The organism is Enterobacter cloacae complex sp. GF14B (genome assembly GCF_004136805.1).
Lineage (GTDB): Bacteria > Pseudomonadota > Gammaproteobacteria > Enterobacterales > Enterobacteriaceae > Enterobacter > Enterobacter hormaechei_C.
The window spans coordinates 1-25,068 of record NZ_QFRV01000037.1; the positions used below are offsets into that span (position 1 = coordinate 1).

The 25,068-nt window shown below is 53.6% G+C and carries 24 protein-coding genes; 17 read left to right on the forward strand and 7 right to left on the reverse strand.

Annotated elements, in window-relative coordinates; translation table 11 throughout:
• Positions 1-247, forward strand: a 247-nt coding sequence (locus DD606_RS13525) for a chloride channel protein (RefSeq protein WP_176691442.1), incomplete at its 5' end; no start/stop codon positions are given.
• An 85-nt stretch (positions 248-332) separates the two neighbouring features.
• Positions 333-677: an iron-sulfur cluster insertion protein ErpA gene (erpA, locus tag DD606_RS13530; RefSeq protein ID WP_003856230.1), complete on the forward strand. Its 345-nt coding sequence runs from the start codon at positions 333-335 to the stop codon at positions 675-677.
• 58 nt (positions 678-735) lie between these two features.
• On the opposite strand, the gene DD606_RS13535 is transcribed toward erpA, so the two are convergent.
• The 3 genes from DD606_RS13535 to mtnN are packed head-to-tail and all read right to left on the reverse strand — an operon-like array spanning position 736 to position 2,883.
• Positions 736-1,359, reverse strand: a complete 624-nt coding sequence (locus tag DD606_RS13535) for a TRIC cation channel family protein (RefSeq protein WP_003856227.1) — start codon at positions 1,357-1,359, stop codon at positions 736-738.
• Between the two features lie 23 nt (positions 1,360-1,382).
• Complete coding sequence (gene btuF, locus DD606_RS13540; RefSeq protein ID WP_032608538.1) at positions 1,383-2,192, reverse strand: vitamin B12 ABC transporter substrate-binding protein BtuF; 810 nt, start codon at positions 2,190-2,192, stop codon at positions 1,383-1,385.
• A complete protein-coding gene (gene mtnN / locus DD606_RS13545; protein WP_003856223.1) occupies positions 2,185-2,883 on the reverse strand; it encodes a 5'-methylthioadenosine/S-adenosylhomocysteine nucleosidase in 699 nt (232 codons plus the stop codon). Before mtnN ends, btuF begins: the two co-directional genes overlap by 8 nt.
• Before the next feature lie 82 nt (positions 2,884-2,965).
• Between mtnN and dgt the strand changes: the two genes are divergently transcribed.
• From dgt to DD606_RS13560, 3 genes are all read left to right on the forward strand, one after another.
• The gene (dgt, locus tag DD606_RS13550) at positions 2,966-4,480 is read left to right on the forward strand and encodes a dGTPase (RefSeq protein ID WP_126542271.1); all 1,515 of its coding nucleotides are present in this window, start codon (positions 2,966-2,968) and stop codon (positions 4,478-4,480) included.
• Positions 4,481-4,612: 132 nt separating this feature from the next.
• A complete protein-coding gene (gene degP, locus DD606_RS13555; protein ID WP_129258767.1) occupies positions 4,613-6,046 on the forward strand; it encodes a serine endoprotease DegP in 1,434 nt (477 codons plus the stop codon).
• Positions 6,047-6,192: 146 nt separating this feature from the next.
• A complete protein-coding gene (locus tag DD606_RS13560) occupies positions 6,193-7,350 on the forward strand; it encodes a CdaR family transcriptional regulator (RefSeq protein WP_003856217.1) in 1,158 nt (385 codons plus the stop codon).
• A 73-nt stretch (positions 7,351-7,423) separates the two neighbouring features.
• Here the strand turns inward: DD606_RS13560 and DD606_RS13565 are convergent, their stop codons facing one another.
• The 4 genes from DD606_RS13565 to map all read right to left on the reverse strand — a co-directional run bounded on the left by DD606_RS13565 (position 7,424) and on the right by map (position 12,311).
• A complete protein-coding gene (locus DD606_RS13565) occupies positions 7,424-7,810 on the reverse strand; it encodes a DUF3461 family protein (protein WP_003856216.1) in 387 nt (128 codons plus the stop codon).
• Positions 7,811-7,921: 111 nt separating this feature from the next.
• On the reverse strand, positions 7,922-8,746 hold the full coding sequence (gene dapD, locus DD606_RS13570) for a 2,3,4,5-tetrahydropyridine-2,6-dicarboxylate N-succinyltransferase (RefSeq protein ID WP_003856214.1): 825 nt from the start codon (positions 8,744-8,746) through the stop codon (positions 7,922-7,924).
• A 32-nt stretch (positions 8,747-8,778) separates the two neighbouring features.
• Positions 8,779-11,454 (reverse strand): bifunctional uridylyltransferase/uridylyl-removing protein GlnD, encoded by a 2,676-nt coding sequence (glnD, locus tag DD606_RS13575; RefSeq protein ID WP_003856210.1) that lies wholly within the window; start codon positions 11,452-11,454, stop codon positions 8,779-8,781.
• A gap of 62 nt (positions 11,455-11,516) precedes the next feature.
• Positions 11,517-12,311, reverse strand: coding sequence for a type I methionyl aminopeptidase (gene map, locus DD606_RS13580; RefSeq protein ID WP_003856208.1), 795 nt, complete (start codon positions 12,309-12,311; stop codon positions 11,517-11,519).
• 321 nt (positions 12,312-12,632) lie between these two features.
• On the opposite strand from map, the gene rpsB reads away from it, so the two are divergent.
• The 12 genes from rpsB to fabZ all read left to right on the forward strand — a co-directional run bounded on the left by rpsB (position 12,633) and on the right by fabZ (position 25,068).
• Positions 12,633-13,358, forward strand: coding sequence for a 30S ribosomal protein S2 (gene rpsB / locus DD606_RS13585; RefSeq protein WP_003856207.1), 726 nt, complete (start codon positions 12,633-12,635; stop codon positions 13,356-13,358).
• Positions 13,359-13,475: 117 nt separating this feature from the next.
• On the forward strand, positions 13,476-14,327 hold the full coding sequence (gene tsf, locus DD606_RS13590; RefSeq protein ID WP_003856196.1) for a translation elongation factor Ts: 852 nt from the start codon (positions 13,476-13,478) through the stop codon (positions 14,325-14,327).
• A 149-nt stretch (positions 14,328-14,476) separates the two neighbouring features.
• On the forward strand, positions 14,477-15,202 hold the full coding sequence (pyrH, locus tag DD606_RS13595; protein WP_003856194.1) for a UMP kinase: 726 nt from the start codon (positions 14,477-14,479) through the stop codon (positions 15,200-15,202).
• 167 nt (positions 15,203-15,369) lie between these two features.
• Entirely contained in the window at positions 15,370-15,927 is a 558-nt protein-coding gene (gene frr / locus DD606_RS13600) for a ribosome recycling factor (RefSeq protein ID WP_003856180.1), read from the forward strand.
• A gap of 92 nt (positions 15,928-16,019) precedes the next feature.
• Positions 16,020-17,219, forward strand: a complete 1,200-nt coding sequence (gene ispC, locus DD606_RS13605) for a 1-deoxy-D-xylulose-5-phosphate reductoisomerase (RefSeq protein WP_022650418.1) — start codon at positions 16,020-16,022, stop codon at positions 17,217-17,219.
• Positions 17,220-17,404: 185 nt separating this feature from the next.
• A complete protein-coding gene (gene ispU, locus DD606_RS13610) occupies positions 17,405-18,163 on the forward strand; it encodes a (2E,6E)-farnesyl-diphosphate-specific ditrans,polycis-undecaprenyl-diphosphate synthase (protein ID WP_003856176.1) in 759 nt (252 codons plus the stop codon).
• A gap of 12 nt (positions 18,164-18,175) precedes the next feature.
• Positions 18,176-19,033, forward strand: a complete 858-nt coding sequence (gene cdsA / locus DD606_RS13615) for a phosphatidate cytidylyltransferase (RefSeq protein WP_003856175.1) — start codon at positions 18,176-18,178, stop codon at positions 19,031-19,033.
• Between the two features lie 11 nt (positions 19,034-19,044).
• A complete protein-coding gene (rseP, locus tag DD606_RS13620; protein ID WP_003856174.1) occupies positions 19,045-20,397 on the forward strand; it encodes a sigma E protease regulator RseP in 1,353 nt (450 codons plus the stop codon).
• A gap of 31 nt (positions 20,398-20,428) precedes the next feature.
• Positions 20,429-22,861 carry an outer membrane protein assembly factor BamA gene (bamA, locus tag DD606_RS13625; protein WP_023324178.1) on the forward strand — a complete coding sequence of 811 codons (2,433 nt, stop codon included), beginning with the start codon at positions 20,429-20,431 and terminating at the stop codon, positions 22,859-22,861.
• Between the two features lie 123 nt (positions 22,862-22,984).
• Positions 22,985-23,479: a molecular chaperone Skp gene (gene skp, locus DD606_RS13630; RefSeq protein WP_003856169.1), complete on the forward strand. Its 495-nt coding sequence runs from the start codon at positions 22,985-22,987 to the stop codon at positions 23,477-23,479.
• A gap of 3 nt (positions 23,480-23,482) precedes the next feature.
• A complete protein-coding gene (gene lpxD / locus DD606_RS13635) occupies positions 23,483-24,508 on the forward strand; it encodes a UDP-3-O-(3-hydroxymyristoyl)glucosamine N-acyltransferase (RefSeq protein ID WP_123060717.1) in 1,026 nt (341 codons plus the stop codon).
• Positions 24,509-24,612: 104 nt separating this feature from the next.
• A complete protein-coding gene (fabZ, locus tag DD606_RS13640; RefSeq protein ID WP_003856165.1) occupies positions 24,613-25,068 on the forward strand; it encodes a 3-hydroxyacyl-ACP dehydratase FabZ in 456 nt (151 codons plus the stop codon).

Sequence of the window (25,068 nt, forward strand, 5' to 3'; positions counted from 1 at the left end):
CGCGGGGACGTTTGCGGTGGCGGGAATGGGGGCGCTGCTGGCGGCCTCCCTGCGCGCGCCGCTTACCGGGATCGTACTGGTGCTGGAAATGACCGACAATTACCAGCTCATTTTGCCAATGATCATTACCTGTCTCGGCGCGACACTATTAGCCCAATTCCTGGGTGGAAAACCGCTATACTCCACCATTCTTGCCCGTACCCTGGCGAAACAGGAAGCTGAACAGGCCCTGAAGCAGAATACTTGAATGAATTACCAGGGTATTAGATAATGACAAAAAGAATTGGGTGATTTTTGCCCAATAGCAGTCGCAGTATTCATGGGAGCATAAGATGAGTGATGACGTAGCGTTGCCGCTGGAATTTACCGAAGCAGCAGCGAAAAAAGTGAAAACCCTGATTGCCGACGAGGACAATCCGGATCTGAAACTGCGTGTTTATATTACCGGCGGCGGCTGTAGTGGCTTCCAGTATGGTTTTACCTTTGACGACCAGGTTAACGATGGTGATATGACTATCGAGAAACAGGGCGTCGCGCTGGTGGTTGATCCGATGAGCCTGCAATATCTGGTGGGCGGTTCAGTGGACTACACTGAAGGTCTGGAAGGTTCGCGCTTTGTGGTGACTAACCCGAATGCGACCAGCACCTGCGGGTGTGGTTCTTCGTTCAGTATTTAAGCCTGGACGCAGATTGTAGGCCCGGTAAGCGAAGCGCTACCGGGCTTATAAACGACACCTATCTTGAATTTTCATCCAGCGCAAAGGTCGGCAGCTTCAGGTGCCAGCGTATCGCCGCTAAACGGATCACCAGCGTGACCACCATCCCCAGCATCGCCGCATTCTCCAGCGGGACAGCAAAGGTGTAATACGCCGTGGCGTGAACGATCCCCCCGATGATACAGGCCGTCGCGTAGATTTCCGTTCGCAGGATCATCGGGACTTCTCGCGCCAGTATGTCGCGAATAATCCCTCCGCCCACGCCAGTTAACACCCCCATGCAGATCGCCACCAGCGGGCCAGTCCCGGCAATAAAGGCTTTGTTCACGCCTATTCCCACAAAGACCGCCAGACCGACGGCATCCAGCACCGGTAATATCCATTTTGGCAGTCTGCGAGGCTGACGAACCAGCACGATGGTTAACAGGCAGGTGACCATCGCCACCACCAGATCCGTGGGATCTTTTACCCAAAATACCGGGCCATTTGCCAGCGCCATATCGCGGATCGTTCCGCCTCCCACCGCCGTAACGACGCCGAGCACCAGTACGCCAAAAGGATCCATGCGTAGTTTTCCGGCAAGCAAAACGCCGGAGATAGCAAAAACGGCTGTGCCAAGAATATCCAGCCAATACACGAGCATCGTTAAATCCTCGAAGGGGGTATTTATCTGTTTGAGTGACTCTCTGCCAGTTCGGCGCAGAGTTGTTTTGCGGCGAGGATAATACGCGGGCTGGCGCGTTCAAACCAGTCGCTGTTGAGTGCGATGACCGGAATTTTAAGCTGCCGATGCCAGAATTGTTCTATTTTAGGAATCTCGCTCGCATTTCCGACCACCACAATGGCCTGCGGTTGTCGCGCCAGAACCTGCTCACGACTGACCTGGGGCCAGGGGACCCGACTTTCGGCAAAGATATTTTCACCTCCACAGGTTTCAAGCACCTGGTTCTGGATCGAACCTTTCCCGGTAGTGAACAGCGGCTGGCTGCCAAATTGCAGAAAAACGCGTTGTTTCGGTTGCGTGCCGTATCGGGCTTTTAGCGCGGCATAGTCGTTGAGCATCTGCTGTGCAGCCTGTCCGGCGCGTTGGGGGGTAGGGCTGAAGGGCGCGAGGTCACGGAGGGTTTGCGCCACCTGTTCGATGCTCACCGCGTCCACCCATTTAACCGTTATTCCCAGCGAAGAGAGCTGGTTTACCTGCCGTTCGGCATTACCGCCGCGCCAGGCGAGTACCAGATCGGGCTTTAGCGCAACGATGCGTTCCAGATTCATTCCCTGCCAGGTGGCAACCTGTTCGATTTGGGCGGCCTGCGGTGGATAATCGGAAAAGCTGCTCACCGCAACGGGCGTGATCCCGGCGGCAAAAGCCAGTTCCGTATTGGCAGGGGAGAGTGTGATCACCCGCGGCGCGGCGATGAGCCAGGCCGGAGCGAACAGAAGCAGGGCGACCAGCGCCCTGAATGACACCTTACCCACGCGCCAGTTTCTGCACCAGGGTTTCCACCATCACGGTGGACTGCTTGGCCGCAACGGCCAGGAACTCGTCGAAGCTGATGTGGGACTGCTGGTCCGCTACGTCAGAGATCGCGCGAACGACCACGAACGGCACGCTGAAGTTATGGCACACGTGCGCAATGGCCGTGGCTTCCATCTCAACGGCCACAGCCTGCGGGAAGTTATGACGGATTTTCGCCAGACCAACAGAGCCGTTGATAAAGGCATCGCCGCTGACGATCAGGCCACGCACCGCATTGAGGTTCAGCTCGTTGATGCAGCTTTCAGCGGCGGCAATCAGCTTATCATCCGCTTTAAACCCGGCCGGGCAGCCCGGAAGCTGACCATATTCGTAGCCGAATGCGGTGACGTCTGCATCGTGGTAACGCGCTTCGTCGGAAACCACGATATCGCCCACTTTCAGCGTCGGCGCCAGACCGCCCGCAGAACCTGTATTAATGATAACGTCAGGCTTGCAGCGCTCAAGCAGCAGGGTCGCGCCCAGTGCCGCTGCAACTTTACCGATGCCTGATTTCAGCAGAGCCACGTCAACACCGTTCAGCTGGCCGGTGTAGATCTCACAGCCACCGAGGGAGAGGGTCTGACGGTTCTCAATTTTGTCACGCAGCAGCGTAACTTCTTCTTCCATTGCACCAATAATGCCGATTTTCATAGATTTACTCGCGATGTGCCTTGTTAAGATGCATAGTCTATCATGCGGTTAAGGGGAAACGCATTCTCACGCGGGGGAGCACATGGCACCAATCGATTTTCGCACCAAAATTAACTGGCACCGACGTTTCCGTTCGCCACAGGGCGATAAGAGCGAACATGAGATCCTGCGCATTTTTGAAAGCGATCGCGGACGCATCATCAATTCGCCCGCCATCCGCCGGTTACAGCAAAAAACCCAGGTGTTCCCGCTGGAGCGTAACGCCGCGGTGCGTACGCGGTTAACGCACTCCATGGAAGTGCAGCAGGTGGGACGCTACATTGCGAAAGAGATCCTCAGCCGCCTTAAAGAGCAACGTCTGCTGGAAACCTACGGACTGGATGAACTGACCGGCCCGTTCGAAAGCATCGTTGAGATGGCCTGCCTGATGCACGATATCGGCAATCCTCCCTTTGGTCATTTCGGCGAGGCCGCCATCAATGACTGGTTTAAACAGCGGCTTTTTCCCTCTGATGCCATAAGCCAGCCGCTCAGCGATGACCGCTGTTTGGTACGCGATTTACGCCTGCGTGAAGGTGAAGATAGCCTGAACGATCTGCGCCGTAAGGTGCGCCAGGATCTGTGTCATTTCGAAGGTAACGCGCAGGGGATCCGTCTGGTGCACTCCCTGATGCGGATGAATCTGACCTGGGCCCAGGTGGGCTGTATTCTTAAATACACGCGTCCCGCGTGGTGGACCGGAGAAACGCCCGCCACGCATAGCTACCTGATGAAAAAACCGGGCTATTACTTATCGGAAGAAGCATATATCGCGCGGTTGCGTAAAGAACTGTCTCTGACCCCCAATGGCCGTTTTCCATTGACATGGATTATGGAAGCGGCTGATGACATTTCTTATTGCGTGGCCGATCTGGAAGACGCGGTGGAAAAAAGAATATTCAGCGTCGAGGAGCTGTATCAGCATCTTCATGATGCCTGGGGAGAGCATGAAAAAGGTTCTCTGTTTGCGCAGGTCGTCGAGAATGCCTGGGATAAATCGCGTTCAAATTCGCTGAGCCGCAGTACCGAAGATCAGTTCTTTATGTATTTGCGAGTAAACACGCTGAATAAACTGGTGCCGTATGCAGCCGCCCGTTTCATTGATAATTTGCCGATGATATTTAGCGGGGAATTTAATCACGCCCTGCTGGAAGATGAGAGCAGTTTTAGCCAGCTTCTTGAATTATATAAAAACGTGGCTGTCCGCCATGTTTTCAGCCACCCGGATGTCGAACAGCTGGAGCTGCAAGGATACCGGGTTATCAGCGGGTTGCTGGAGATTTATGGCCCGCTGCTCCAGCTGACGGTCGATGAGTTTAGCGAGCTAGCAGATAATGAACGTGTTCGCCGCCTGCCGATTGAATCTCGTCTCTATCAGAAGCTTTCAACGCGCCACCGGCTGGCATACATTGAGGCCGTCAGTAAAATAGATCGTCATTCTTCCCAATGGCCAGTCATGGAATATTATTATCGCTGTCGTCTTATCCAGGACTATATCAGCGGGATGACAGATTTGTATGCCTGGGATGAATACCGCAAGCTTATGGCCGTTGAATAAGCCATGAGTTTTGTAAAGACGACCAATAAATTTTTACTTTTTCCATAAACTTAATCCCGGAACTAAGCGGTATAAAACGAATCTGAGTTACACAGCAATTTTGCGTTATCTGGTAAATCGAGATTGAGAAACATGAAAAAAACCACATTAGCAATGAGTGCACTGGCTCTGAGTTTAGGTTTAGCGCTGTCCCCTCTGGCGACGGCGGCCGAGACAGCTTCCTCGGCAGCGACTGCGCAGCAGATGCCAAGCCTGGCCCCGATGCTCGAAAAAGTGATGCCATCGGTGGTGAGTATTAACGTTGAGGGCAGCACAACCGTCAATACGCCGCGTATGCCGCGTAATTTCCAGCAGTTCTTCGGCGACAATTCGCCGTTCTGCCAGGACGGTTCGCCATTCCAGAGCTCCCCGTTCTGTCAGGGCGGCGGTGCAGGGAATGACGGCATGGGCGGCGGCCAGCAGCAGAAATTCATGGCACTCGGCTCGGGCGTGATTATTGATGCAGCCAAAGGCTACGTGGTAACCAATAACCACGTGGTGGATAATGCTAACACCATTAAGGTGCAGATGAGCGATGGCCGTAAATTCGATGCCAAAGTGGTCGGTAAAGACCCGCGCTCCGATATCGCGCTGATTCAAATCCAGGATCCGAAGAACCTGACGGCGATTAAGCTTGCCGACTCTGACGCGCTGCGCGTGGGTGACTACACCGTCGCCATCGGTAACCCGTTTGGTCTGGGCGAAACCGTGACCTCGGGTATCGTCTCGGCGCTGGGACGTAGCGGCCTGAATGCGGAAAACTATGAAAACTTCATCCAGACGGATGCGGCCATTAACCGTGGTAATTCCGGCGGTGCGCTGGTTAACCTGAATGGTGAACTGATCGGTATCAACACCGCTATCCTGGCACCGGACGGTGGCAACATCGGTATCGGCTTTGCTATCCCGAGCAACATGGTGAAAAACCTGACTGCGCAGATGGTGCAATATGGACAGGTGAAACGCGGTGAGCTGGGTATCATGGGTACCGAGCTGAACTCCGAGCTGGCGAAAGCGATGAAAGTAGACGCTCAGCGCGGCGCATTCGTAAGCCAGGTCATGCCGAACTCCTCGGCGGCGAAAGCCGGCATTAAAGCGGGTGACGTGATCACCTCTCTGAACGGTAAACCGATCAGCAGCTTTGCCGCCCTGCGTGCGGAAGTGGGTTCTATGCCAATCGGCAGTAAAGTGACCCTCGGCCTGCTGCGTGAAGGTAAGCCGGTTAACGTGAGCCTGGAACTGCAACAGAGCAGTCAGAACCAGGTGGATTCCAGCACCATCTTCAGCGGTATTGAAGGTGCTGAGATGAGCAACAAAGGGGCAGATAAAGGCGTGGTGGTGAACAACGTGAAAGCGAACTCACCTGCTGCCCGTATCGGCCTGAAAAAAGGTGATGTGATCATGGGTGCTAACCAGCAGCCGGTGAAAAACATCGCTGAACTGCGCAAAATTCTCGACAGCAAGCCGTCCGTGCTGGCACTGAATATTCAGCGTGGTGATACTTCTATTTATCTCCTGATGCAGTAATCATCTTAAGCCCCTGTTCGCAGGGGCTTTCTCGTTTCTGTGACCTTTCCCACAACTCCATACATCTCTCTCTGCCTTTGGGCATCTGCACAATGCAGCCTTAGCTGAACTTCCCTATGCTTGAGCTCTGCTCACGGGAGGGTTTTATGGCTGGCTGGCATCTTGATACCAAAATGGCGCAGGATATCGTGGCGCGAACCATGCGCATCATTGATACCAATATCAACGTAATGGATGCCCGTGGGCGCATTATCGGCAGCGGCGATCGTGAGCGTATTGGGGAATTGCACGAAGGGGCGTTGCTGGTGCTCTCTCAGGGGCGCGTGGTCGACATCGATGACGCCGTGGCGAAACATCTGCACGGGGTTCGTCAGGGGATCAACCTGCCGCTGCGTCTGGAAGGAGAGATTGTTGGCGTTATCGGTCTGACCGGCGATCCTGAATCGCTGCGTAAATACGGTGAGCTGGTCTGCATGACGGCGGAGATGATGCTGGAGCAGTCGCGTCTGATGCACCTGCTCGCCCAGGACAGCCGCCTGCGCGAAGAGCTGGTGATGAATTTGATTCAGGCGGAGGAGCATACGCCTGCCCTGAGCGAGTGGGCGCAGCGTCTGGGTATCGACCTGAATCAGCCGCGCGTGGTTGCCGTTATTGAGGTGGATAGCGGCCAGCTTGGCGTGGACAGCGCCATGGTGGAACTACAGCAGCTGCAAAACATGCTGGCGACGCCGGAGCGTAACAACCTGGTGGCAATCGTCTCTTTAACGGAAATGGTGGTGCTCAAGCCTGCGCTTAATCAGTTTGGCCGCTGGGACGCGGAAGATCATCGTCGCCGCGTTGAGCTGCTCATCGAGCGCATGAAGGAGAACGGACAGCTCCGTTTTCGCGTCGCGCTGGGAAATTACTTTACCGGGCCGGGGAGTATCGCCCGTTCATGGCGAACGGCGCGCACCACCATGATGGTGGGTAAACAGCGCATGCCGGAGAGCCGCAGTTATTTCTATCAGGATCTGATGCTGCCGGTCCTGCTCGACAGCCTGCGCGGTGGCTGGCAGGCCAACGAGCTGGCGCGCCCGCTGGTGCGTCTGAAAGCGATGGACAACAACGGGCTGCTGCGCCGCACGTTGCAGGCGTGGTTCCGGCATAACGTGCAGCCGCTGGCAACGTCAAAAGCGCTGTTTATTCACCGTAATACGCTGGAGTATCGGCTTAACCGGATCTCGGAACTGACGGGGCTGGATTTAGGGAATTTTGACGACCGGCTACTGCTGTATGTGGCGTTGCAGCTGGATGAGCAGAGATAATGTTGTGTGCGGTTTTCACCCTCTCCCTGTGGGAGAGGGCCGGGGTGAGGGCATCAGACCGCACCGGAATAACTTATTTCCGCGTCAATTTCTCAAGATCCGCTTCAATCTCGCTGATCTTATTGGTGACTACGCTTTCCAGGTGACGCAGGTCGTCAAGGATCTTACGTTTCAGATCGACTTCGCTGCGATCGCGCTGGCAGATTTGATCGAGTTCGTCGATCACGTAGCGCAGGTTAGGGCTGATTTCCTGTACTTCTTTATATCCCTGACCGATACCGTCAGCGACAACGGTCTTACGCTGGCGAGGGTATTTAAACTTCACGCTTTTGGCGAAGAACTCTCCTTTGTCCTTGTGAAAATAGATTTTCAAAATATCGTTATTGGCTTCCTGGCGAAGACTATAACGATCAATTTCATCAGGATTGGTAATGCCCAGACTTTTCAGATTATCGTACATAGCGGTACCCTTGATCTCAACATAACCTATGAATAATTAACGAAAAAATCTATTTTCGCCACCTTCGGATATAAAAAAAGCGGGGTTGCCCCCGCTTTTTGTTATACCCGATTAATCGATGGTGCGCAGCAGTTCATTGATGCCTACTTTACCGCGCGTTTTCGCGTCCACTTTTTTCACGATGACCGCGCAATACAGGCTGTATTTGCCATCTTTAGACGGCAGGTTGCCGGAAACCACAACGGAACCGGCTGGAACGCGGCCGTAGTGAATTTCACCGGTTTCGCGATCGTAAATACGGGTGCTCTGGCCAATGTACACGCCCATGGAGATCACAGAACCTTCTTCGACGATCACGCCTTCAACCACTTCGGAACGTGCGCCGATGAAGCAGTTGTCTTCGATGATGGTTGGGTTAGCCTGAAGTGGCTCAAGAACGCCACCGATGCCCACGCCGCCGGACAGGTGAACGTTTTTACCGATCTGCGCGCAGGAGCCGACGGTAGCCCAGGTGTCCACCATGGTGCCTTCGTCAACGTAGGCGCCGATGTTCACGTAGGATGGCATCAGCACGGTGTTGCGTGCGATGAATGCCCCCTGACGAACGGCTGCCGGTGGTACTACGCGGAAGCCCTCTTTCTGGAAGCGCGCTTCGTCGTAATCCGCAAATTTCATTGGCACTTTATCGAAGTAGCGGCTTTCTGCTCCGTCGATAACCTGGTTATCGTTGATGCGGAAAGAGAGCAGCACAGCTTTCTTCAGCCATTGATGAGTAACCCACTGACCGTCGATTTTTTCTGCCACGCGCAGCGCGCCGGAATCCAGCAGGGAAATAACCTGGTTTACCGCTTCACGGGTCACGGTATCCACATTTGCCGGAGTGATGTCGGCGCGACGCTCAAAAGCGGACTCAATAACGTTCTGTAACTGCTGCATTGTTTACTCTTTCCATTTCACTAAAAAACACGTCACCCTTTATCGTTTGGATTGAGGGCTGCTGTCAACCGTTGTTGCACTTCAAGTTGCAGGTCATTATTAAGGGCACGCCGGTCGGCCGTCGCGATTATAAATAAATCTTCTACTCGTTCGCCAATCGTTGTAATTCGGGCGCCGTGAAGCGAAATTCCCAGATCGGCAAAAACCTGGCCGACGCGGGCGAGTAGCCCTGGCTGGTCGAGCGCAATCAGCTCAAGGAACGATTTACGGTCGGTATGGGTCGGCAGGAAATTGACCTCGGTATCGACGGTAAAGTGGCGCAGTTTTGCCGCCTGACGGCGCGGCTGCGGAGGTTGCCAGCTGCGCTGCGTAATCGCCTGCTCAAGGCCAAAGCGTATCCCCTCATGCCTGTCCGACGACAGCGGGCTGCCGTCCGGCTCCAGCACAATAAAGGTGTCCATCGCCATGCCGTCGCGGGTGGTAAAAATCTGCGCGTCGTGAACGCTCAGGTTACGCCTGTCCAGCTCGGCACAGACCGCTGCAAACAAATAAGGCCGGTCCGGGCTCCAGATAAAGATCTCCGTCCCGCCGCGCGTGGCCTGCGGGCTAAGCAGAATCATCGGTTTCGTCAGATCGTGCTTCAGCAGATGCCGGGCGTGCCAGGCAAGCTGGTTTGGGCTGTGGCGTACAAAGTAGTTGGCGCGACAGCGCGCCCAAATCTGATGCAGCGCCTCTTCGTTGATGTTATCCATGCGCAGCAGGGCCAGCGCTTGCAACTGGTGATGGCGCACACGCTCGCGCATGTCCGGGGTATTCTGCATCCCGCGACGCAGCTGTTTTTCGGTGGCGAAGTACAGCTCGCGCAGCAGGCTCTGCTTCCAGCTGTTCCATAGGGTTTCGTTGGTGGCGCAGATATCGGCTACCGTCAGGCAGACCAGGTAGCGCAGGCGGTTCTCCGTTTGCACTTCCTCGGCGAACTGCTTGATCACTTCCGGATCCTGAATATCACGACGCTGAGCGGTAACCGACATCAGCAGATGATGGCGAACCAGCCAGGCGATAAGCTGCGTTTCACGCGAGTTCAGGCCGTGCAGCTCGGCAAATTTCAGCACGTCCTGTGCACCGAGTACGGAGTGGTCGCCGCCGCGACCTTTGGCGATATCATGGAACAGAGCAGCGATCAGGATCAGCTCCGGGTGTGCCAGACGTGGCCACAGATCAACGCACAGCGGATGGCGGGATCGCGTCTCTTCTTTAGCGAAACTTTCCAGCTTCAGCATGACGCGGATCGTGTGCTCATCCACCGTATAGGCATGAAACAGGTCGAACTGCATCTGCCCGACAATATGCGACCACTGAGGCATATAGGCCCACAGCACGCTGTGACGGTGCATTGGCAGCAGTCCGCGGCTGACGGCGCCCGGATGACGAAGCATGCTCAGGAACAACGAGCGCGCCTCCGGGATGTAACACAGCGGCTGCTTCAGATGACGCCGTGCATGGCGCAGATGACGCAGGGTAGTGGAGTAGATCCCGGTGATCGTGCTGTTGCGCACCATGGTATAGAACATTCGCAGGATCGCTTCCGGTTCGCGAATGAACAGCGTTTCGTCGCGCAGATCGATCAGCGTGCCGCGCAGCTGAAATTCGTCATCAATCGGACGCGGTTTTTCGTCAGCCGTCAGCGCGAGGATCGCCTCATCGAACAGCTGTAACAGCATCTGGTTCAGCTCAGAGACGCGGCGGGTGACGCGGAAGAAATCCTTCATCATTTGCTCGACCGGCTCGTTGCCCTCGCCCTGGTAATTCAGGCGCTGCGCCACGCTGAGCTGTCGGTCAAACAGCAGGCGGTTATCGTAGCGGGTGACTTCCAGGTGCAGGGCAAAACGGATGCGCCACAGCAGATGCAGACACTCATTGAGTTCGTTACGTTCGGCTTCGGTCAGAAAACCAAACCCGACCATTTCGTCCAGCGATGTTGCCCCAAAATGGCGACGGGCGACCCATTGCAGCGTGTGTATATCGCGCAGGCCACCGGGGCTGCTTTTAATGTCAGGCTCAAGGTTATAGCTGGTGCCGTGGTAGCGCTGGTGGCGCTGGTTTTGCTCCTCGACTTTCGCGGCGAAGAACTTTTCTGACGGCCAGAAGCCGTCGCTGAAGATGTGTTTTTGCAGCTCCAGGAACAGCGCGACGTCGCCAATCAGCAGACGGGTTTCAATCAGGTTGGTGGCGACGGTCAGGTCAGATAACCCTTCCAGCAGACACTCTTCCAGCGTGCGTACGCTGTGGCCCACTTCCAGCTTTACGTCCCAGAGCAGGGTCAACAGTTCACCGATTTTCTGCGCCCGATCGTCCGGCAGTTTTTTACGGCTTAAGATCAGCAGGTCGATATCAGAGAGCGGATGCAGTTCACCCCGGCCATAGCCGCCAACAGCAACCAGCGCGACGTCGCTCACCTGTCCGAAACCGTAGTCGATCCAGAGACGTTGCAGGAGCTGGTCGATAAATTCGGTGCGCGCTTCAATGAGCTGCTCGGCCGAAACGCCTGCGTCAAATGCGCTTCCCAGCCAGCGATGGAAAACCTCCATGTGGGCTTTGATATGCGCGCAGGTCAGTTCATGCGGTGGCCAGACGCCCGGGTTATCAGGCTGGTCGGGGAGGGTGGGAAGTGCTGTGTTAGCATACTGTTCGGGTAAGAGATTACTCATCGTGCGCCACCCATAAGAAAAAGCTATCGCCATTAAAAAAGCCGGCATTCGCCGGCTTCTTATCACTCAATGTTCGTCAGTATCGCCGGGATGGTGTCATCCTTGCGCAACGTCATAATTTCGCAGCCGTTGTCTGTAACCACAATAGTATGCTCGTACTGGGCAGACAAGCTTCTGTCTTTGGTTTTTACCGTCCAGCCATCTTTCATGGTACGGATGCGGTAATCACCCGCGTTGACCATTGGCTCGATCGTGAAGGTCATGCCCTTTTGCAGCACTACGCCGCCGTCGTCTGCATCGTAGTGCAGAACCTGCGGTTCTTCATGGAACACACGACCAATACCGTGACCGCAATATTCGCGCACCACGGAGAAACCTTCCGCTTCCACAAATTTCTGGATTGCGGCGCCGATGGTGCGCAGGCGGATGCCCGGCTTCACCATTTTCAGCGCCAGGTAGAGGCTCTCTTGCGTTACTTTGCACAGACGCTCGCCCAGAATCGTTGGCTTGCCAACGATGAACATCTTAGAGGTGTCGCCGTGGTAGTCGTCTTTGATGACGGTCACGTCGATGTTGACGATGTCGCCATCTTTCAGCAGCTTCTCGTCATCCGGAATGCCGTGGCAAACCACTTCATTAATAGAGATGCAGACGGATTTCGGGAAACCGTGATAGCCAAGGCAGGCGGAGACCGCGTGCTGTTCGTTGACGATATAGTCGTTACAGATGCGATCCAGTTCGCCAGTGCTGACGCCCGGTTTCACAAACGGCTCAATCATTTCCAGCACGTCCGCGGCCAGACGACCGGCGACGCGCATCTTTTCAATTTCTTCAGGTGTCTTAATAGAGATAGCCATGTAATCTGTCCATCGGTGTCGATTTTTTCGACAATACTAGTGTAAGTGTTGTCAATGGTATCAGTCAGGCGCACCCCGTGCCAAATTGAGAATCATTAACAGCACACTCCGCCAACAATTATTGGTTTCTGGCCGTGTTTTGTGATATAAAGCGCGCCGGACTTCCGATCCATCTCAGATACACAGGCTGGACGGGAGCGACAAATCTCACTTTGTGTAACAACACACACGTATCGGCACATATTCCGGGGTGCCCTTCGGGGTCGGTAATATGGGATACGTGGAGGCATAACCCCAACTTTCAATATAGAGGTTTTAAACATGGCAACTGTTTCCATGCGCGACATGCTCAAGGCTGGTGTTCACTTCGGTCACCAGACCCGTTACTGGAACCCGAAAATGAAGCCTTTCATCTTCGGCGCACGTAACAAAGTTCACATCATCAACCTTGAGAAGACTGTACCAATGTTCAACGAAGCCCTGGCTGAGCTGAACAAGATCTCTTCCCGTAAAGGTAAGATTCTGTTCGTTGGTACTAAGCGCGCTGCAAGCGAAGCTGTGAAAGATGCTGCTAACAGCTGCGACCAGTTCTTCGTGAACCATCGCTGGTTGGGCGGCATGCTGACCAACTGGAAAACTGTTCGTCAGTCCATCAAGCGCCTGAAAGATCTGGAAACCCAGTCTCAGGACGGTACTTTCGATAAGCTGACTAAGAAAGAAGCGCTGATGCGCACTCGTGAACTGGACAAGCTGGAAAACAGCCTGGGCGGTATCAAAGATATGGGCGGCCTGCCAGACGCGCTGTTCGTAATCGATGCAGACCACGAGCACATCGCAATCAAAGAAGCTAACAACCTGGGTATCCCGGTATTCGCTATCGTTGATACCAACTCCGATCCGGACGGTGTTGACTTCGTTATCCCGGGTAACGACGACGCAATCCGTGCTGTTAGCCTGTACCTGAGCGCTGTAGCTGCTACCGTTCGTGAAGGCCGTTCCCAGGATCTGGCTTCTCAGGCGGAAGAAAGCTTCGTAGAAGCTGAATAATAAGGTTTTACCCCTTATTAGTACCGTGTATGAATAGGGGCCCATTATCGGCCCCTTTTTTCAATTTATACTGTTTGGCTCCCGGCCGGGCAGTTCACATCTCCCGAGGATTTAAGAATGGCTGAAATTACCGCATCCCTGGTAAAAGAGCTGCGTGAGCGTACTGGCGCAGGCATGATGGATTGCAAAAAAGCGCTGACCGAAGCGAACGGCGACATCGAGCTGGCAATCGAAAACATGCGTAAATCCGGTGCGATCAAAGCAGCTAAGAAAGCAGGCAACGTTGCTGCTGACGGCGTGATCATCACCAAAATCGACGGCAACTACGGCATCATTCTGGAAGTTAACTGCCAGACTGACTTCGTTGCTAAAGATGCTGGTTTCCAGGCATTTGCTAACAAAGTTCTGGACGCAGCGGTTGCAGGCAAAATCACTGACGTTGAAGTTCTGAAAGCACAGTTCGAAGAAGAGCGTGTTGCGCTGGTTGCTAAAATCGGTGAGAACATCAACATCCGTCGCGTTGCTTCCCTGGAAGGTGACGTTCTGGGCTCTTACCAGCACGGCGCGCGTATCGGTGTTCTGGTTGCGGCTAAAGGCGCTGACGAAGAGCTGGTTAAACAGCTGGCAATGCACATCGCTGCAAGCAAACCAGAATTCGTTAAGCCAGAAGACGTGTCTGCTGAAGTGGTAGAGAAAGAGTACCAGGTTCAGCTGGACATCGCGATGCAGTCTGGTAAGCCAAAAGAAATCGCAGAGAAAATGGTTGAAGGCCGCATGAAGAAATTCACCGGCGAAGTTTCTCTGACTGGCCAGCCTTTCGTAATGGATCCAAGCAAGTCTGTTGCTCAGCTGCTGAAAGAGCACAACGCTGATGTAACTGGCTTCATCCGCTTCGAAGTGGGCGAAGGCATCGAGAAAGTTGAGACTGACTTCGCAGCAGAAGTTGCTGCAATGTCCAAGCAGTCTTAATGATTGAAAAGGAGCCGCCTGAGGGCGGCTTCTTTTTGTCACCCGTCTCACGAAATCAGACAGGCTCCAGTATCGCTGTGCTGATTTGCGACATATCATGTCGCCAGAATTAACCCCATCTTAATCGTTGACAGTCTCAGGAAAGAAACATGGCTACCAATGCAAAACCCGTGTACAAACGCATTCTGCTTAAGCTGAGTGGCGAAGCGCTGCAAGGATCGGAAGGCTTCGGTATTGACGCAAGCATCCTTGATCGCATGGCACAGGAAATCAAAGAACTGGTCGAACTGGGTATTCAGGTTGGCGTGGTCATTGGCGGTGGCAACCTTTTCCGTGGTGCTGGTCTGGCGAAAGCGGGGATGAACCGCGTAGTGGGCGACCACATGGGTATGCTGGCAACCGTGATGAATGGCCTGGCGATGCGTGATGCGCTTCATCGCGCCTATGTGAACGCTCGCCTGATGTCCGCTATTCCTTTGAATGGCGTATGCGATAATTACAGCTGGGCAGAGGCCATCAGCCTGCTGCGCAACAACCGCGTGGTGATCCTCTCCGCCGGTACGGGTAACCCGTTCTTTACCACCGATTCCGCAGCCTGCCTGCGCGGTATCGAAATCGAAGCCGATGTGGTGCTGAAAGCGACCAAAGTAGATGGCGTGTTTACTGCCGACCCGGCAAAAGATCCTTCAGCGACCATGTACGATCAGCTGAGCTACAGCGAAGTGCTGGAAAAAGAGCTAAAAGTGATGGATCTTGCCGCCTTTACGCTGGCTCGTGACCACAAACTGCCGATCCGTGTCTTCAATATGAACAAGCCTGGCGCGCTGCGTCGCGTTGTTATGGGCGAAAAAGAAGGCACTTTGATCACGGAATAATTTCCGTCGGCGATAAATACAGGTAAGATTCCGCTTTATTTCGACGTGGTATCTTACCCGGGCGCGCCTTTGGCGTTGTCATGAATTAAACGCGACTATACTTAGCACGCCTGTAGCGCTGTGCTGGCGGATAGTCTGCCTGAGACAAGTTTTCAAGGATCCGTAACGTGATTAACGACATCAGAAAAGATGCTGAAGTACGCATGGACAAATGCGTAGAAGCGTTCAAAAACCAAATCAGCAAAATCCGTACTGGCCGAGCTTCCCCAAGCCTGCTGGATGGCATCATCGTAGAATACTACGGTACGCCTACGCCACTGCGTCAGCTGGCGAGCGTGACGGTAGAAGATACCCGTACCCTGAAAATCAACGTGTTCGATCGCTCAATGAGCCCGGCCGTTGAAAAAGCGATCATGGCATCTGACCTGGGTCTGAACCCAAGCTCAGCGGGCGCGGATATTCGCGTACCACTGCCTCCGCTGACGGAAGAGCGTCGTAAAGACCTGATCAAAGTGGTTCGCGGTGAAGCTGAGCAGGGTCGCGTTTCTGTACGTAACGTGCGTCGCGATGCGAACGATAAAGTGAAAGCTCTGCTGAAAGAAAAAGAGATCAGCGAAGACGACGATCGTCGTTCTCAGGACGACATTCAGAAAATGACCGACGCGGCGATCAAGAAAATTGATGCGGCGCTGGCAGAAAAAGAAGCGGAACTGATGCAGTTCTGATTTTCGCTGTACACTGATAAACGCCGTTCAGAAGGACATTGAGTCTTGCTGGCGGCGTTTTGCTTTTATCTGGTCTAACTTTTGGGCATCTCATGAAGCATCTCACTCTCCTCGGCTCGACCGGCTCTATCGGTTGCAGCACTCTCGACGTTGTACGTCATAATCCTGACAGCTACACCGTAGCCGCGCTTGTGGCCGGAAAAAACGTGCAGCGAATGGTCGAACAGTGCCTGGAGTTTACCCCCCGTTTTGCGGTGATGGATGATGAAGAGAGCGCCCGCCAGGTAAAAGCGCTGTTGCAGGAGAAGGGCTGCCGTACCGAGGTGCTCAGCGGGCAACAGGCGGCGTGCGATATGGCCGCGCTTGATGAAGTTGATCAGGTTATGGCGGCAATCGTCGGGGCGGCGGGTCTTCTGCCGACGCTTGCCGCGATCGATGCGGGAAAAGATGTCCTGCTTGCGAACAAAGAGTCGCTGGTCACCTGCGGACGTCTCTTTATGGACGCGGTAAAACAGCGTGGGGCACGTCTTTTGCCGGTCGATAGCGAGCACAACGCCATTTTTCAGAGTTTACCCCAACCTTTTCAACAAAACCTGGGGTACGCTGACCTGGAGCAGAATGGCGTTGTGTCGATTCTGCTTACCGGGTCTGGTGGCCCGTTCCGTGAAACGCCACTGTCTGAATTGAGCGCAATGACGCCGGATCAGGCATGTCGTCATCCGAACTGGTCAATGGGGCGTAAGATCTCCGTCGATTCGGCCACCATGATGAACAAAGGTCTGGAATACATTGAAGCTCGCTGGCTGTTCAATGCGTCGGCGAAACAGATGGAAGTGCTGATCCACCCGCAGTCGGTGATTCACTCGATGGTGCGCTATCAGGACGGCAGCGTGTTGGCCCAGCTGGGCGAACCGGATATGCGTACGCCAATTGCTCATACAATGGCGTGGCCAAACCGCGTAAAATCGGGCGTTAAGCCTCTCGATTTTTGCAAGCTGAGTTCACTGACGTTTAGCGAGCCTGATTACGACCGTTATCCCTGTCTGAAACTGGCGATGACGGCCTTCGATCAGGGGCAGGCGGCGACAACGGCGCTTAATGCAGCCAATGAAGTGACCGTTGAAGCATTCCTGAACCAGCAGATCCGCTTTACTGATATCGCCGCGTTGAATTTATCCGTGCTGGAGATGATGGATTTGCGTGAGCCGCAGAGCGTGGAAGAGGTGCTGGCCGTGGATGAACAGGCACGCATTGTTGCGCGTAAACAGGTGACACGTCTCGCAAGCTGGTGATAAAGCAAGCACTAGTCGTCGTGCTATTTGTTAGCGTTGGGCTTCAGTGATATAGTCTGCGCCACCTGATCGCAGGTATTTGGCTTTAAGTGGTCAGGTAAGCCGTGGTTTGACACGGCTTTTTTATGTATAGGCTTCAATATTCCTGTGTACCGTTAAATCCTTTCAGGGACTAAAAACGCGTTATGTTGTCTGCGAATCAACCAATAAGCGAAAACTTGCCAGCACATGGCTGTCGCCATGTTGCAATCATCATGGATGGCAATGGCCGCTGGGCGAAAAGACAAGGGAAGATACGAGCCTTTGGGCATAAAGCTGGGGCGAAATCTGTTCGCCGCGCCGTTTCTTTTGCCGCCAATAACGGCATTGATGCGTTAACGCTCTATGCTTTTAGCAGTGAGAACTGGAATCGACCTGCGCAGGAAGTGACTGCGTTGATGGAACTGTTCGTGTGGGCGCTCGATAGCGAAGTAAAAAGCCTGCACCGCCACAACGTCCGCTTGCGTATTATTGGCGAAACCAGTCGTTTTAACTCACGTTTGCAGGAACGGATTCGCAAAGCAGAAGCGCTGACGGAAAATAATACCGGCCTGACGCTCAATATCGCGGCGAATTACGGCGGACGCTGGGATATTATCCAGGGGGTTCGGCATCTGGCTGAGCAGGTTCAGGAAGGGCTGTTAAGACCCGACCAGATTGATGAAGAGGCGCTGAGTCAGCAAATCTGCATGAATGAACTGGCACCCGTGGATTTGGTTATAAGGACAGGGGGGGAGCATCGCATTAGTAACTTTTTGCTGTGGCAAATTGCCTACGCCGAACTTTACTTTACGGATGTTCTTTGGCCAGATTTTGATGAACAAGACTTTGAAGGTGCGCTGCATGCCTTTGCCAATCGAGAGCGTCGTTTCGGCGGCACCGAGCCTGGTGGCGATAACGCCTGATGGGGGTAGCTTTTGCTGAAGTATCGCCTGATTTCCGCTTTTGTATTAATACCCGTCGTCATCGCAGCGCTGTTTTTACTGCCTCCGGTGGGATTCGCTATTGTTACGCTGGTGGTGTGTATGCTCGCCGCGTGGGAATGGGGGCAGCTTAGCGGCTTTACCTCGCGCACTCAGCGGGTATGGCTGGCGGTACTCTGTGGTTTTTTACTGGCCCTGATGCTGTATACCTTGCCTGAATATCATCACGATGTTCACCAGCCGCTGGTTGCCGGATCCTTATGGATATCGCTGGCCTGGTGGATTGCTGCGCTTGTTTTAGTGCTTTTCTATCCAGGCTCTGCGGCGATCTGGCGTAACTCTAAAGTGTTGCGCCTTATTTTTGGTCTGCTCACGATTGTTCCCTTTTTCTGGGGGATGGTTGCGCTGCGCGCCTGGCACTATGACGAAAACCACTACAGCGGCGCGATATGGCTGCTTTATGTGATGATTCTCGTCTGGGGGGCTGACTCCGGGGCCTATATGTTTGGTAAACTGTTCGGCAAACATAAACTGGCGCCAAAGGTTTCTCCGGGCAAAACCTGGCAAGGCTTCATTGGCGGCCTGTTTACGGCAGCAATTATCTCCTGGGGCTATGGGGTCTGGGCGAATCTTGAGGTTGCCCCCTCCACGCTGCTGGTATGTTCGATTTTCGCGGCGCTGGCATCGGTGCTGGGTGATTTAACCGAGAGTATGTTTAAGCGTGAAGCAGGGATTAAGGACAGTGGTCACCTGATTCCAGGACATGGCGGAATACTGGATCGCATTGACAGCCTTACCGCGGCTGTTCCTGTATTTGCTTGCCTGCTTTTACTGGTGTTTGGGACGATATAACGGAAGGTTTTATGCTGAGCATTCTCTGGAATCTGGCGGCGTTCATTGTTGCACTGGGTGTACTGATTACCGTGCATGAATTTGGCCATTTCTGGGTTGCCCGGCGCTGTGGTGTGCGGGTGGAGCGATTCTCGATTGGCTTTGGCAAATCGCTCTGGAAGCGTACCGATAAGCATGGCACCGAGTTTGTCATCGCTCTGATTCCCCTGGGCGGCTATGTCAAAATGCTCGACGAACGCGTTGAGCCTGTCGCCCCGGAACTTCGCCATCGCGCGTTTAACAATAAAACTGTTGGACAACGTGCTGCCATCATCGCTGCCGGCCCGGTAGCCAATTTCATCTTCGCTATCTTCGCCTACTGGCTGGTGTTTATCATCGGCGTGCCTGGCGTGCGCCCGGTCGTGGGCGAAATCACCACGGGTTCTATTGCGGCAACGGCGCAAATTACACCGGGAATGGAACTTAAAGCGATTGATGGTATCGAAACCCCTGATTGGGATGCCGTGAGGTTACAACTGGTTGCCAAAATCGGTGATGAGCAGACAACCGTCAGCGTATCGCCATTTGGTTCCGACCAGCGGCAGGAAAAAGTGCTGGATTTACGCCACTGGCGCTTTGAGCCAGACAAAGAGGACCCTGTCGCCGCACTCGGGATTCGACCGCGCGGCGCGCAGATCGAGCCGGTATTAGCCGAAGTACAGGCCAAATCGGCAGCGAGTAAAGCAGGTTTACAAGCGGGTGACAGGATCGTTAAAGTCGATGGTCAGCCATTAACACAATGGATGACCTTTGTTACTCTGGTGCGCGATAATCCAGGCAAGCCGCTCGCGCTGGAAGTGGAAAGGCAGGGGAGTTCGCTCTCACTGACTCTCACCCCGGATACCAAATCGGGCGGCGGTAAGGCGGAAGGGTTTGCCGGCGTTGTGCCGAAAGTGATCCCACTGCCAGATGAGTACAAGACAATACGCCAGTATGGGCCGTTTAGCGCCATCGTTGAGGCCACGGATAAAACATGGCAGCTGATGAAGCTTACGGTCAACATGTTGGGGAAATTGATAACCGGTGATGTGAAACTGAACAACCTCAGTGGGCCAATTTCGATTGCTCAGGGGGCTGGGATGTCAGCGGAGTTCGGGGTGATTTACTATCTCATGTTCCTTGCGCTGATTAGCGTGAACCTGGGGATAATCAACCTGTTCCCGCTTCCCGTACTAGATGGGGGCCATTTGCTGTTTTTAGCGATTGAAAAGCTAAAAGGCGGACCGGTATCCGAGCGAGTTCAAGACTTTAGTTATCGCATTGGCTCGATTTTGCTGGTGCTGTTAATGGGGCTTGCACTTTTCAATGATTTCTCTCGGTTGTAAGAGAGTTAGTTAGGAAGAACGCATAATAACGATGGCGATGAAAAAGTTGCTCATAGCGTCGCTGCTGTTTAGCAGCGCGACCGTATACGGTGCTGACGGGTTCGTAGTGAAAGATATTCATTTCGAAGGCCTTCAGCGTGTCGCCGTTGGTGCGGCCCTCCTCAGTATGCCTGTGCGCCCCGGCGATACGGTTAATGATGAAGATATCAGTAACACCATCCGTGCTCTGTTTGCCACTGGCAACTTTGAGGACGTCCGCGTCCTGCGCGATGGTGATACGCTGGTGGTTCAGGTAAAAGAACGTCCAACGATTGCCAGCATCACTTTCTCCGGCAACAAGTCGGTGAAAGATGACATGCTCAAGCAGAACCTTGAGGCATCGGGTGTTCGTGTGGGGGAATCTCTGGACCGCACAACCCTTGCAGACATTGAAAAAGGTCTGGAAGATTTCTATTACAGCGTCGGTAAATACAGCGCGAGCGTTAAAGCGGTTGTTACACCGCTGCCACGTAACCGTGTCGACCTGAAACTGGTCTTCCAGGAAGGTGTTTCTGCGAAGATCCAGCAGATCAACATCGTGGGTAACCACGCGTTCAGCACCGACGAACTGATCTCCAACTTCCAGTTGCGTGACGAAGTGCCGTGGTGGAACGTGGTGGGCGATCGTAAATACCAGAAACAGAAACTGGCGGGTGACCTTGAAACCCTGCGCAGCTACTATCTGGATCGCGGTTACGCCCGTTTCAACATCGATTCAACTCAGGTGAGTCTGACTCCGGACAAGAAAGGTATCTACATTACCGTTAACATCACTGAAGGCGATAAGTACACGCTTTCAGGTGTTGAAGTCAGCGGCAACCTGGCAGGACATTCAGCTGAAATTGAATCTCTGACCAAAATTCAGCCGGGCGATCTGTACAGCGGATCTAAAGTCACCAAAATGGAAGACAGCATTAAGAAGCTGCTCGGCCGTTATGGTTATGCGTATCCGCGTGTGCAAACGCAGCCGGAAATTAACGACACGGATAAAACCGTTAAGCTGCACGTTAACGTTGATGCGGGCAACCGTTTCTATGTGCGTAAGATCCGCTTCGAAGGTAACGATACCTCTAAAGACTCCGTTCTGCGCCGTGAAATGCGCCAGATGGAAGGGGCATGGCTGGGAAGCGATCTGGTAGACCAGGGTAAAGAGCGTCTGAACCGTCTGGGCTATTTCGAAACGGTCGATACCGATACTCAGCGTGTACCAGGTCGTCCGGATCAGGTTGATGTTGTTTATAAAGTTAAAGAACGTAATACCGGTAGCTTCAACTTCGGTATTGGTTACGGTACTGAAAGTGGCGTGAGCTTCCAGGTCGGTGTTCAGCAGGATAACTGGCTGGGTACGGGCTACTCTGTCGGTATCAACGGGACGAAAAACGACTACCAGACCTACTCTGAGTTCTCTGTTACCAACCCATACTTCACCGTTGACGGTGTAAGCCTGGGCGGTCGTATCTTCTATAACGACTTTAAAGCGGATGACGCGGACCTCTCCTCGTATACCAACAAGAGTTACGGTCTGGATGGTACGCTCGGCTTCCCGGTTAACGAATACAACACCCTGCGCGCAGGTTTAGGGTACGTGCATAACGACCTGTCCAACATGCAACCGCAGGTGGCGATGTGGCGTTACCTGGACTCCATCGGTCAGTCGGCGAGTACGTCCAGCGATGACAACGGTTTCGCCGCGGATGACTTCACCTTCAACTACGGTTGGACCTACAACCGTCTTGACCGTGGCTACTTCCCGACGGAAGGTTCACGTGTCAACCTGAACGGTAAAGTGACTATCCCGGGCTCGGATAACGAGTTCTACAAGGTCACGCTGGATACGGCGTCCTACTTCCCAATTGATGAAGATCACAAGTGGGTTGTTCTGGGTCGTACCCGTTGGGGTTATGGTGACGGTATTGGAAGCAAAGAACTGCCGTTCTATGAAAACTTCTACGCCGGTGGTTCAAGCACCGTGCGTGGCTTCCAGTCCAATAACATTGGTCCGAAAGCGGTTTATTACGGCGGTAATGACGAAGATAACTGCAACAAACCGGCTACGGACGGAGCAGGCAATAAGAACGTATGTAGTTCCGATGATGCAGTAGGTGGTAACGCTATGGCCGTGGCGAGCCTCGAGTTCATCACGCCTACGCCGTTTATCAGCGACAAGTACGCAAACTCTGTCCGCACCTCTTTCTTTATGGATGCAGGTACAGTGTGGGATACCAACTGGCAGAACACGACTGAAACGCGCCTTGCTGGTGTGCCGGACTACAGCGATCCGAGCAACATTCGCATGTCCGCAGGTATCGCATTACAATGGATGTCACCGCTGGGGCCGTTGGTCTTCTCTTACGCCCAGCCGTTTAAGAAATACGATGGAGACAAAGCGGAGCAGTTCCAGTTTAACATTGGTAAAACCTGGTAATAATCCGCTGCAATGGAATGCGTTGGCAGTGTAGCGCTGACAACCGGCGATCGGTAAAACGATCGCCTTGCCACGCAAAGAACGGTACCCCTCGGGTGCCAATGGGATGGTAAGGAGTTAATTGTGAAAAAGTGGTTATTAGCTGCAGGTCTCGGTTTAGCGATGGCAACTTCTGCTCAGGCAGCGGATAAAATTGCAATCGTCAACATGGGTAATTTGTTCCAGCAGGTTGCACAGAAAACCGGTGTTTCTGCAACGCTGGAAAACGAATTCAAAGGCCGTGCGAGCGAACTGCAACGTATGGAAGGTGATCTTCAGTCCAAGATGCAGCGTCTTCAGCGTGATGGTTCTACCATGAAAGCGAGCGAGCGCAGCAAACTGGAAAAAGACGTCATGTCTCAGCGCCAGACCTTCTCTCAGAAAGCGCAGGCTTTCGAGCAGGATCGTCAGCGTCGTTCTAACGAAGAGCGTGGCAAACTGGTGACGCGTATTCAGTCTGCCGTTAAAGCAGTCGCAGCCGATCAGAGCATCGATCTGGTTGTTGATTCGAACGCCGTTGCATTCAACAGCAGCGATGTTAAAGACATCACCGCTGATGTTCTGAAACAGGTTAAATAAGTAATGCCTTCAATTCGACTGGCTGATTTAGCTCAGCAGTTGGATGCAGAATTACACGGTGATGGCGATATCGTCATCACCGCTGTTGCGTCCATGCAATCTGCTAAAGCAGGCACTATTACCTTCATGGTAAGCGCTAAGTACCGTGAACACCTGGCCCAGTGCCAGGCGTCTGCCGTTGTTCTGACGCAGGACGATCTTCCGTTTGCCACTAGCGCTGCACTGGTAGTGAAAAATCCCTACCTGACCTATGCGCGCATGGCCCAAATTCTTGATACCACGCCGCAGCCGGCACAGAACATTGCAGCCAGTGCTGCGATTGATCCGACGGCTCAGCTGGGTAACAACGTATCAGTCGGCGCAAACGCCGTTATCGAATCCGGCGTCGTGCTGGGTGATAACGTGGTGATTGGCCCAGGCTGCTTTGTTGGAAAAAATACGAAAATTGGCGCAGGGACTCGTCTGTGGGCCAATGTCTCTGTCTACCATGAGGTTGAGATTGGCGAGAATTGTCTCGTACAGTCCAGCACGGTGATTGGTTCTGACGGATTTGGTTACGCTAACGATCGGGGTAACTGGGTTAAGATCCCTCAGCTGGGTCGCGTGATTATCGGCGATCGTGTGGAGATCGGCGCTTGCACCACCATCGACCGCGGTGCGCTTGACGACACCATTATTGGTAACGGTGTTATCATAGACAACCAGTGCCAGATTGCACATAACGTTGTGATTGGCGACAATACCGCAGTTGCGGGTGGTGTTATCATGGCAGGCAGCCTGAAAATTGGCCGTTACTGCATGATTGGCGGTGCCAGCGTGATCAATGGCCATATGGAAATATGCGACAAAGTCACGGTGACGGGGATGGGCATGGTGATGCGTCCAATCACTGAGCCTGGCGTTTATTCCTCCGGTATTCCGCTGCAACCGAACAAGGTCTGGCGTAAAACAGCTGCACTGGTGATGAATATTGATGATATGAGCAAGCGACTCAAAGCGATTGAGCGCAAAATCGATCAACAAGACTAAGCGTTCATCCGTTTAACGCTAAATTTCCCGGCCTGTCGGCTTTGTTTATAAACCGGCAGGCCGTGTTATTATTGCTACTTAGTACATTTGACAGGAAGAGTATTTTGACTACTGACACTCATACTCTGCATATTGAAGAGATTTTAGAACTTCTGCCGCACCGCTATCCGTTTTTACTGGTAGACCGTGTGCTGGATTTTGAAGAAGGTCGTTTTCTGCGCGCAGTGAAAAATGTCTCCGTTAACGAGCCGTTCTTCCAGGGGCACTTCCCTGGTAAGCCTATCTTCCCGGGGGTATTGATCCTGGAAGCGATGGCACAGGCTACCGGTATTCTGGCGTTTAAAAGCGTAGGTAAACTGGAACCGGGTGAACTCTATTACTTCGCGGGTATCGATGAAGCGCGCTTCAAGCGTCCGGTCGTGCCTGGTGATCAAATGATCATGGAAGTCACTTTTGAAAAAACGCGTCGCGGCCTGACTCGCTTCAAAGGCGTAGCTATGGTTGACGGCAAAGTTGTTTGCGAAGCGACAATGATGTGTGCGCGTAGCCGGGAGGCCTGA

What these genes read in the sequence shown, in the direction of transcription:
- erpA (WP_003856230.1), top strand. Translation starts at nt 333, where the DNA reads ATGAGTGATGACGTAGCGTTGCCGCTGGAATTTACCGAAGCAGCAGCG.
- DD606_RS13535 (WP_003856227.1), bottom strand. Translation starts at nt 1,359, where the DNA reads ATGCTCGTGTATTGGCTGGATATTCTTGGCACAGCCGTTTTTGCTATC.
- mtnN (WP_003856223.1), bottom strand. Translation starts at nt 2,883, where the DNA reads ATGAAAATCGGCATTATTGGTGCAATGGAAGAAGAAGTTACGCTGCTG.
- dgt (WP_126542271.1), top strand. Translation starts at nt 2,966, where the DNA reads ATGGCACCAATCGATTTTCGCACCAAAATTAACTGGCACCGACGTTTC.
- degP (WP_129258767.1), top strand. Translation starts at nt 4,613, where the DNA reads ATGAAAAAAACCACATTAGCAATGAGTGCACTGGCTCTGAGTTTAGGT.
- DD606_RS13560 (WP_003856217.1), top strand. Translation starts at nt 6,193, where the DNA reads ATGGCTGGCTGGCATCTTGATACCAAAATGGCGCAGGATATCGTGGCG.
- DD606_RS13565 (WP_003856216.1), bottom strand. Translation starts at nt 7,810, where the DNA reads ATGTACGATAATCTGAAAAGTCTGGGCATTACCAATCCTGATGAAATT.
- dapD (WP_003856214.1), bottom strand. Translation starts at nt 8,746, where the DNA reads ATGCAGCAGTTACAGAACGTTATTGAGTCCGCTTTTGAGCGTCGCGCC.
- glnD (WP_003856210.1), bottom strand. Translation starts at nt 11,454, where the DNA reads ATGAGTAATCTCTTACCCGAACAGTATGCTAACACAGCACTTCCCACC.
- map (WP_003856208.1), bottom strand. Translation starts at nt 12,311, where the DNA reads ATGGCTATCTCTATTAAGACACCTGAAGAAATTGAAAAGATGCGCGTC.
- rpsB (WP_003856207.1), top strand. Translation starts at nt 12,633, where the DNA reads ATGGCAACTGTTTCCATGCGCGACATGCTCAAGGCTGGTGTTCACTTC.
- tsf (WP_003856196.1), top strand. Translation starts at nt 13,476, where the DNA reads ATGGCTGAAATTACCGCATCCCTGGTAAAAGAGCTGCGTGAGCGTACT.
- pyrH (WP_003856194.1), top strand. Translation starts at nt 14,477, where the DNA reads ATGGCTACCAATGCAAAACCCGTGTACAAACGCATTCTGCTTAAGCTG.
- ispC (WP_022650418.1), top strand. Translation starts at nt 16,020, where the DNA reads ATGAAGCATCTCACTCTCCTCGGCTCGACCGGCTCTATCGGTTGCAGC.
- ispU (WP_003856176.1), top strand. Translation starts at nt 17,405, where the DNA reads ATGTTGTCTGCGAATCAACCAATAAGCGAAAACTTGCCAGCACATGGC.
- rseP (WP_003856174.1), top strand. Translation starts at nt 19,045, where the DNA reads ATGCTGAGCATTCTCTGGAATCTGGCGGCGTTCATTGTTGCACTGGGT.
- bamA (WP_023324178.1), top strand. Translation starts at nt 20,429, where the DNA reads ATGGCGATGAAAAAGTTGCTCATAGCGTCGCTGCTGTTTAGCAGCGCG.
- lpxD (WP_123060717.1), top strand. Translation starts at nt 23,483, where the DNA reads ATGCCTTCAATTCGACTGGCTGATTTAGCTCAGCAGTTGGATGCAGAA.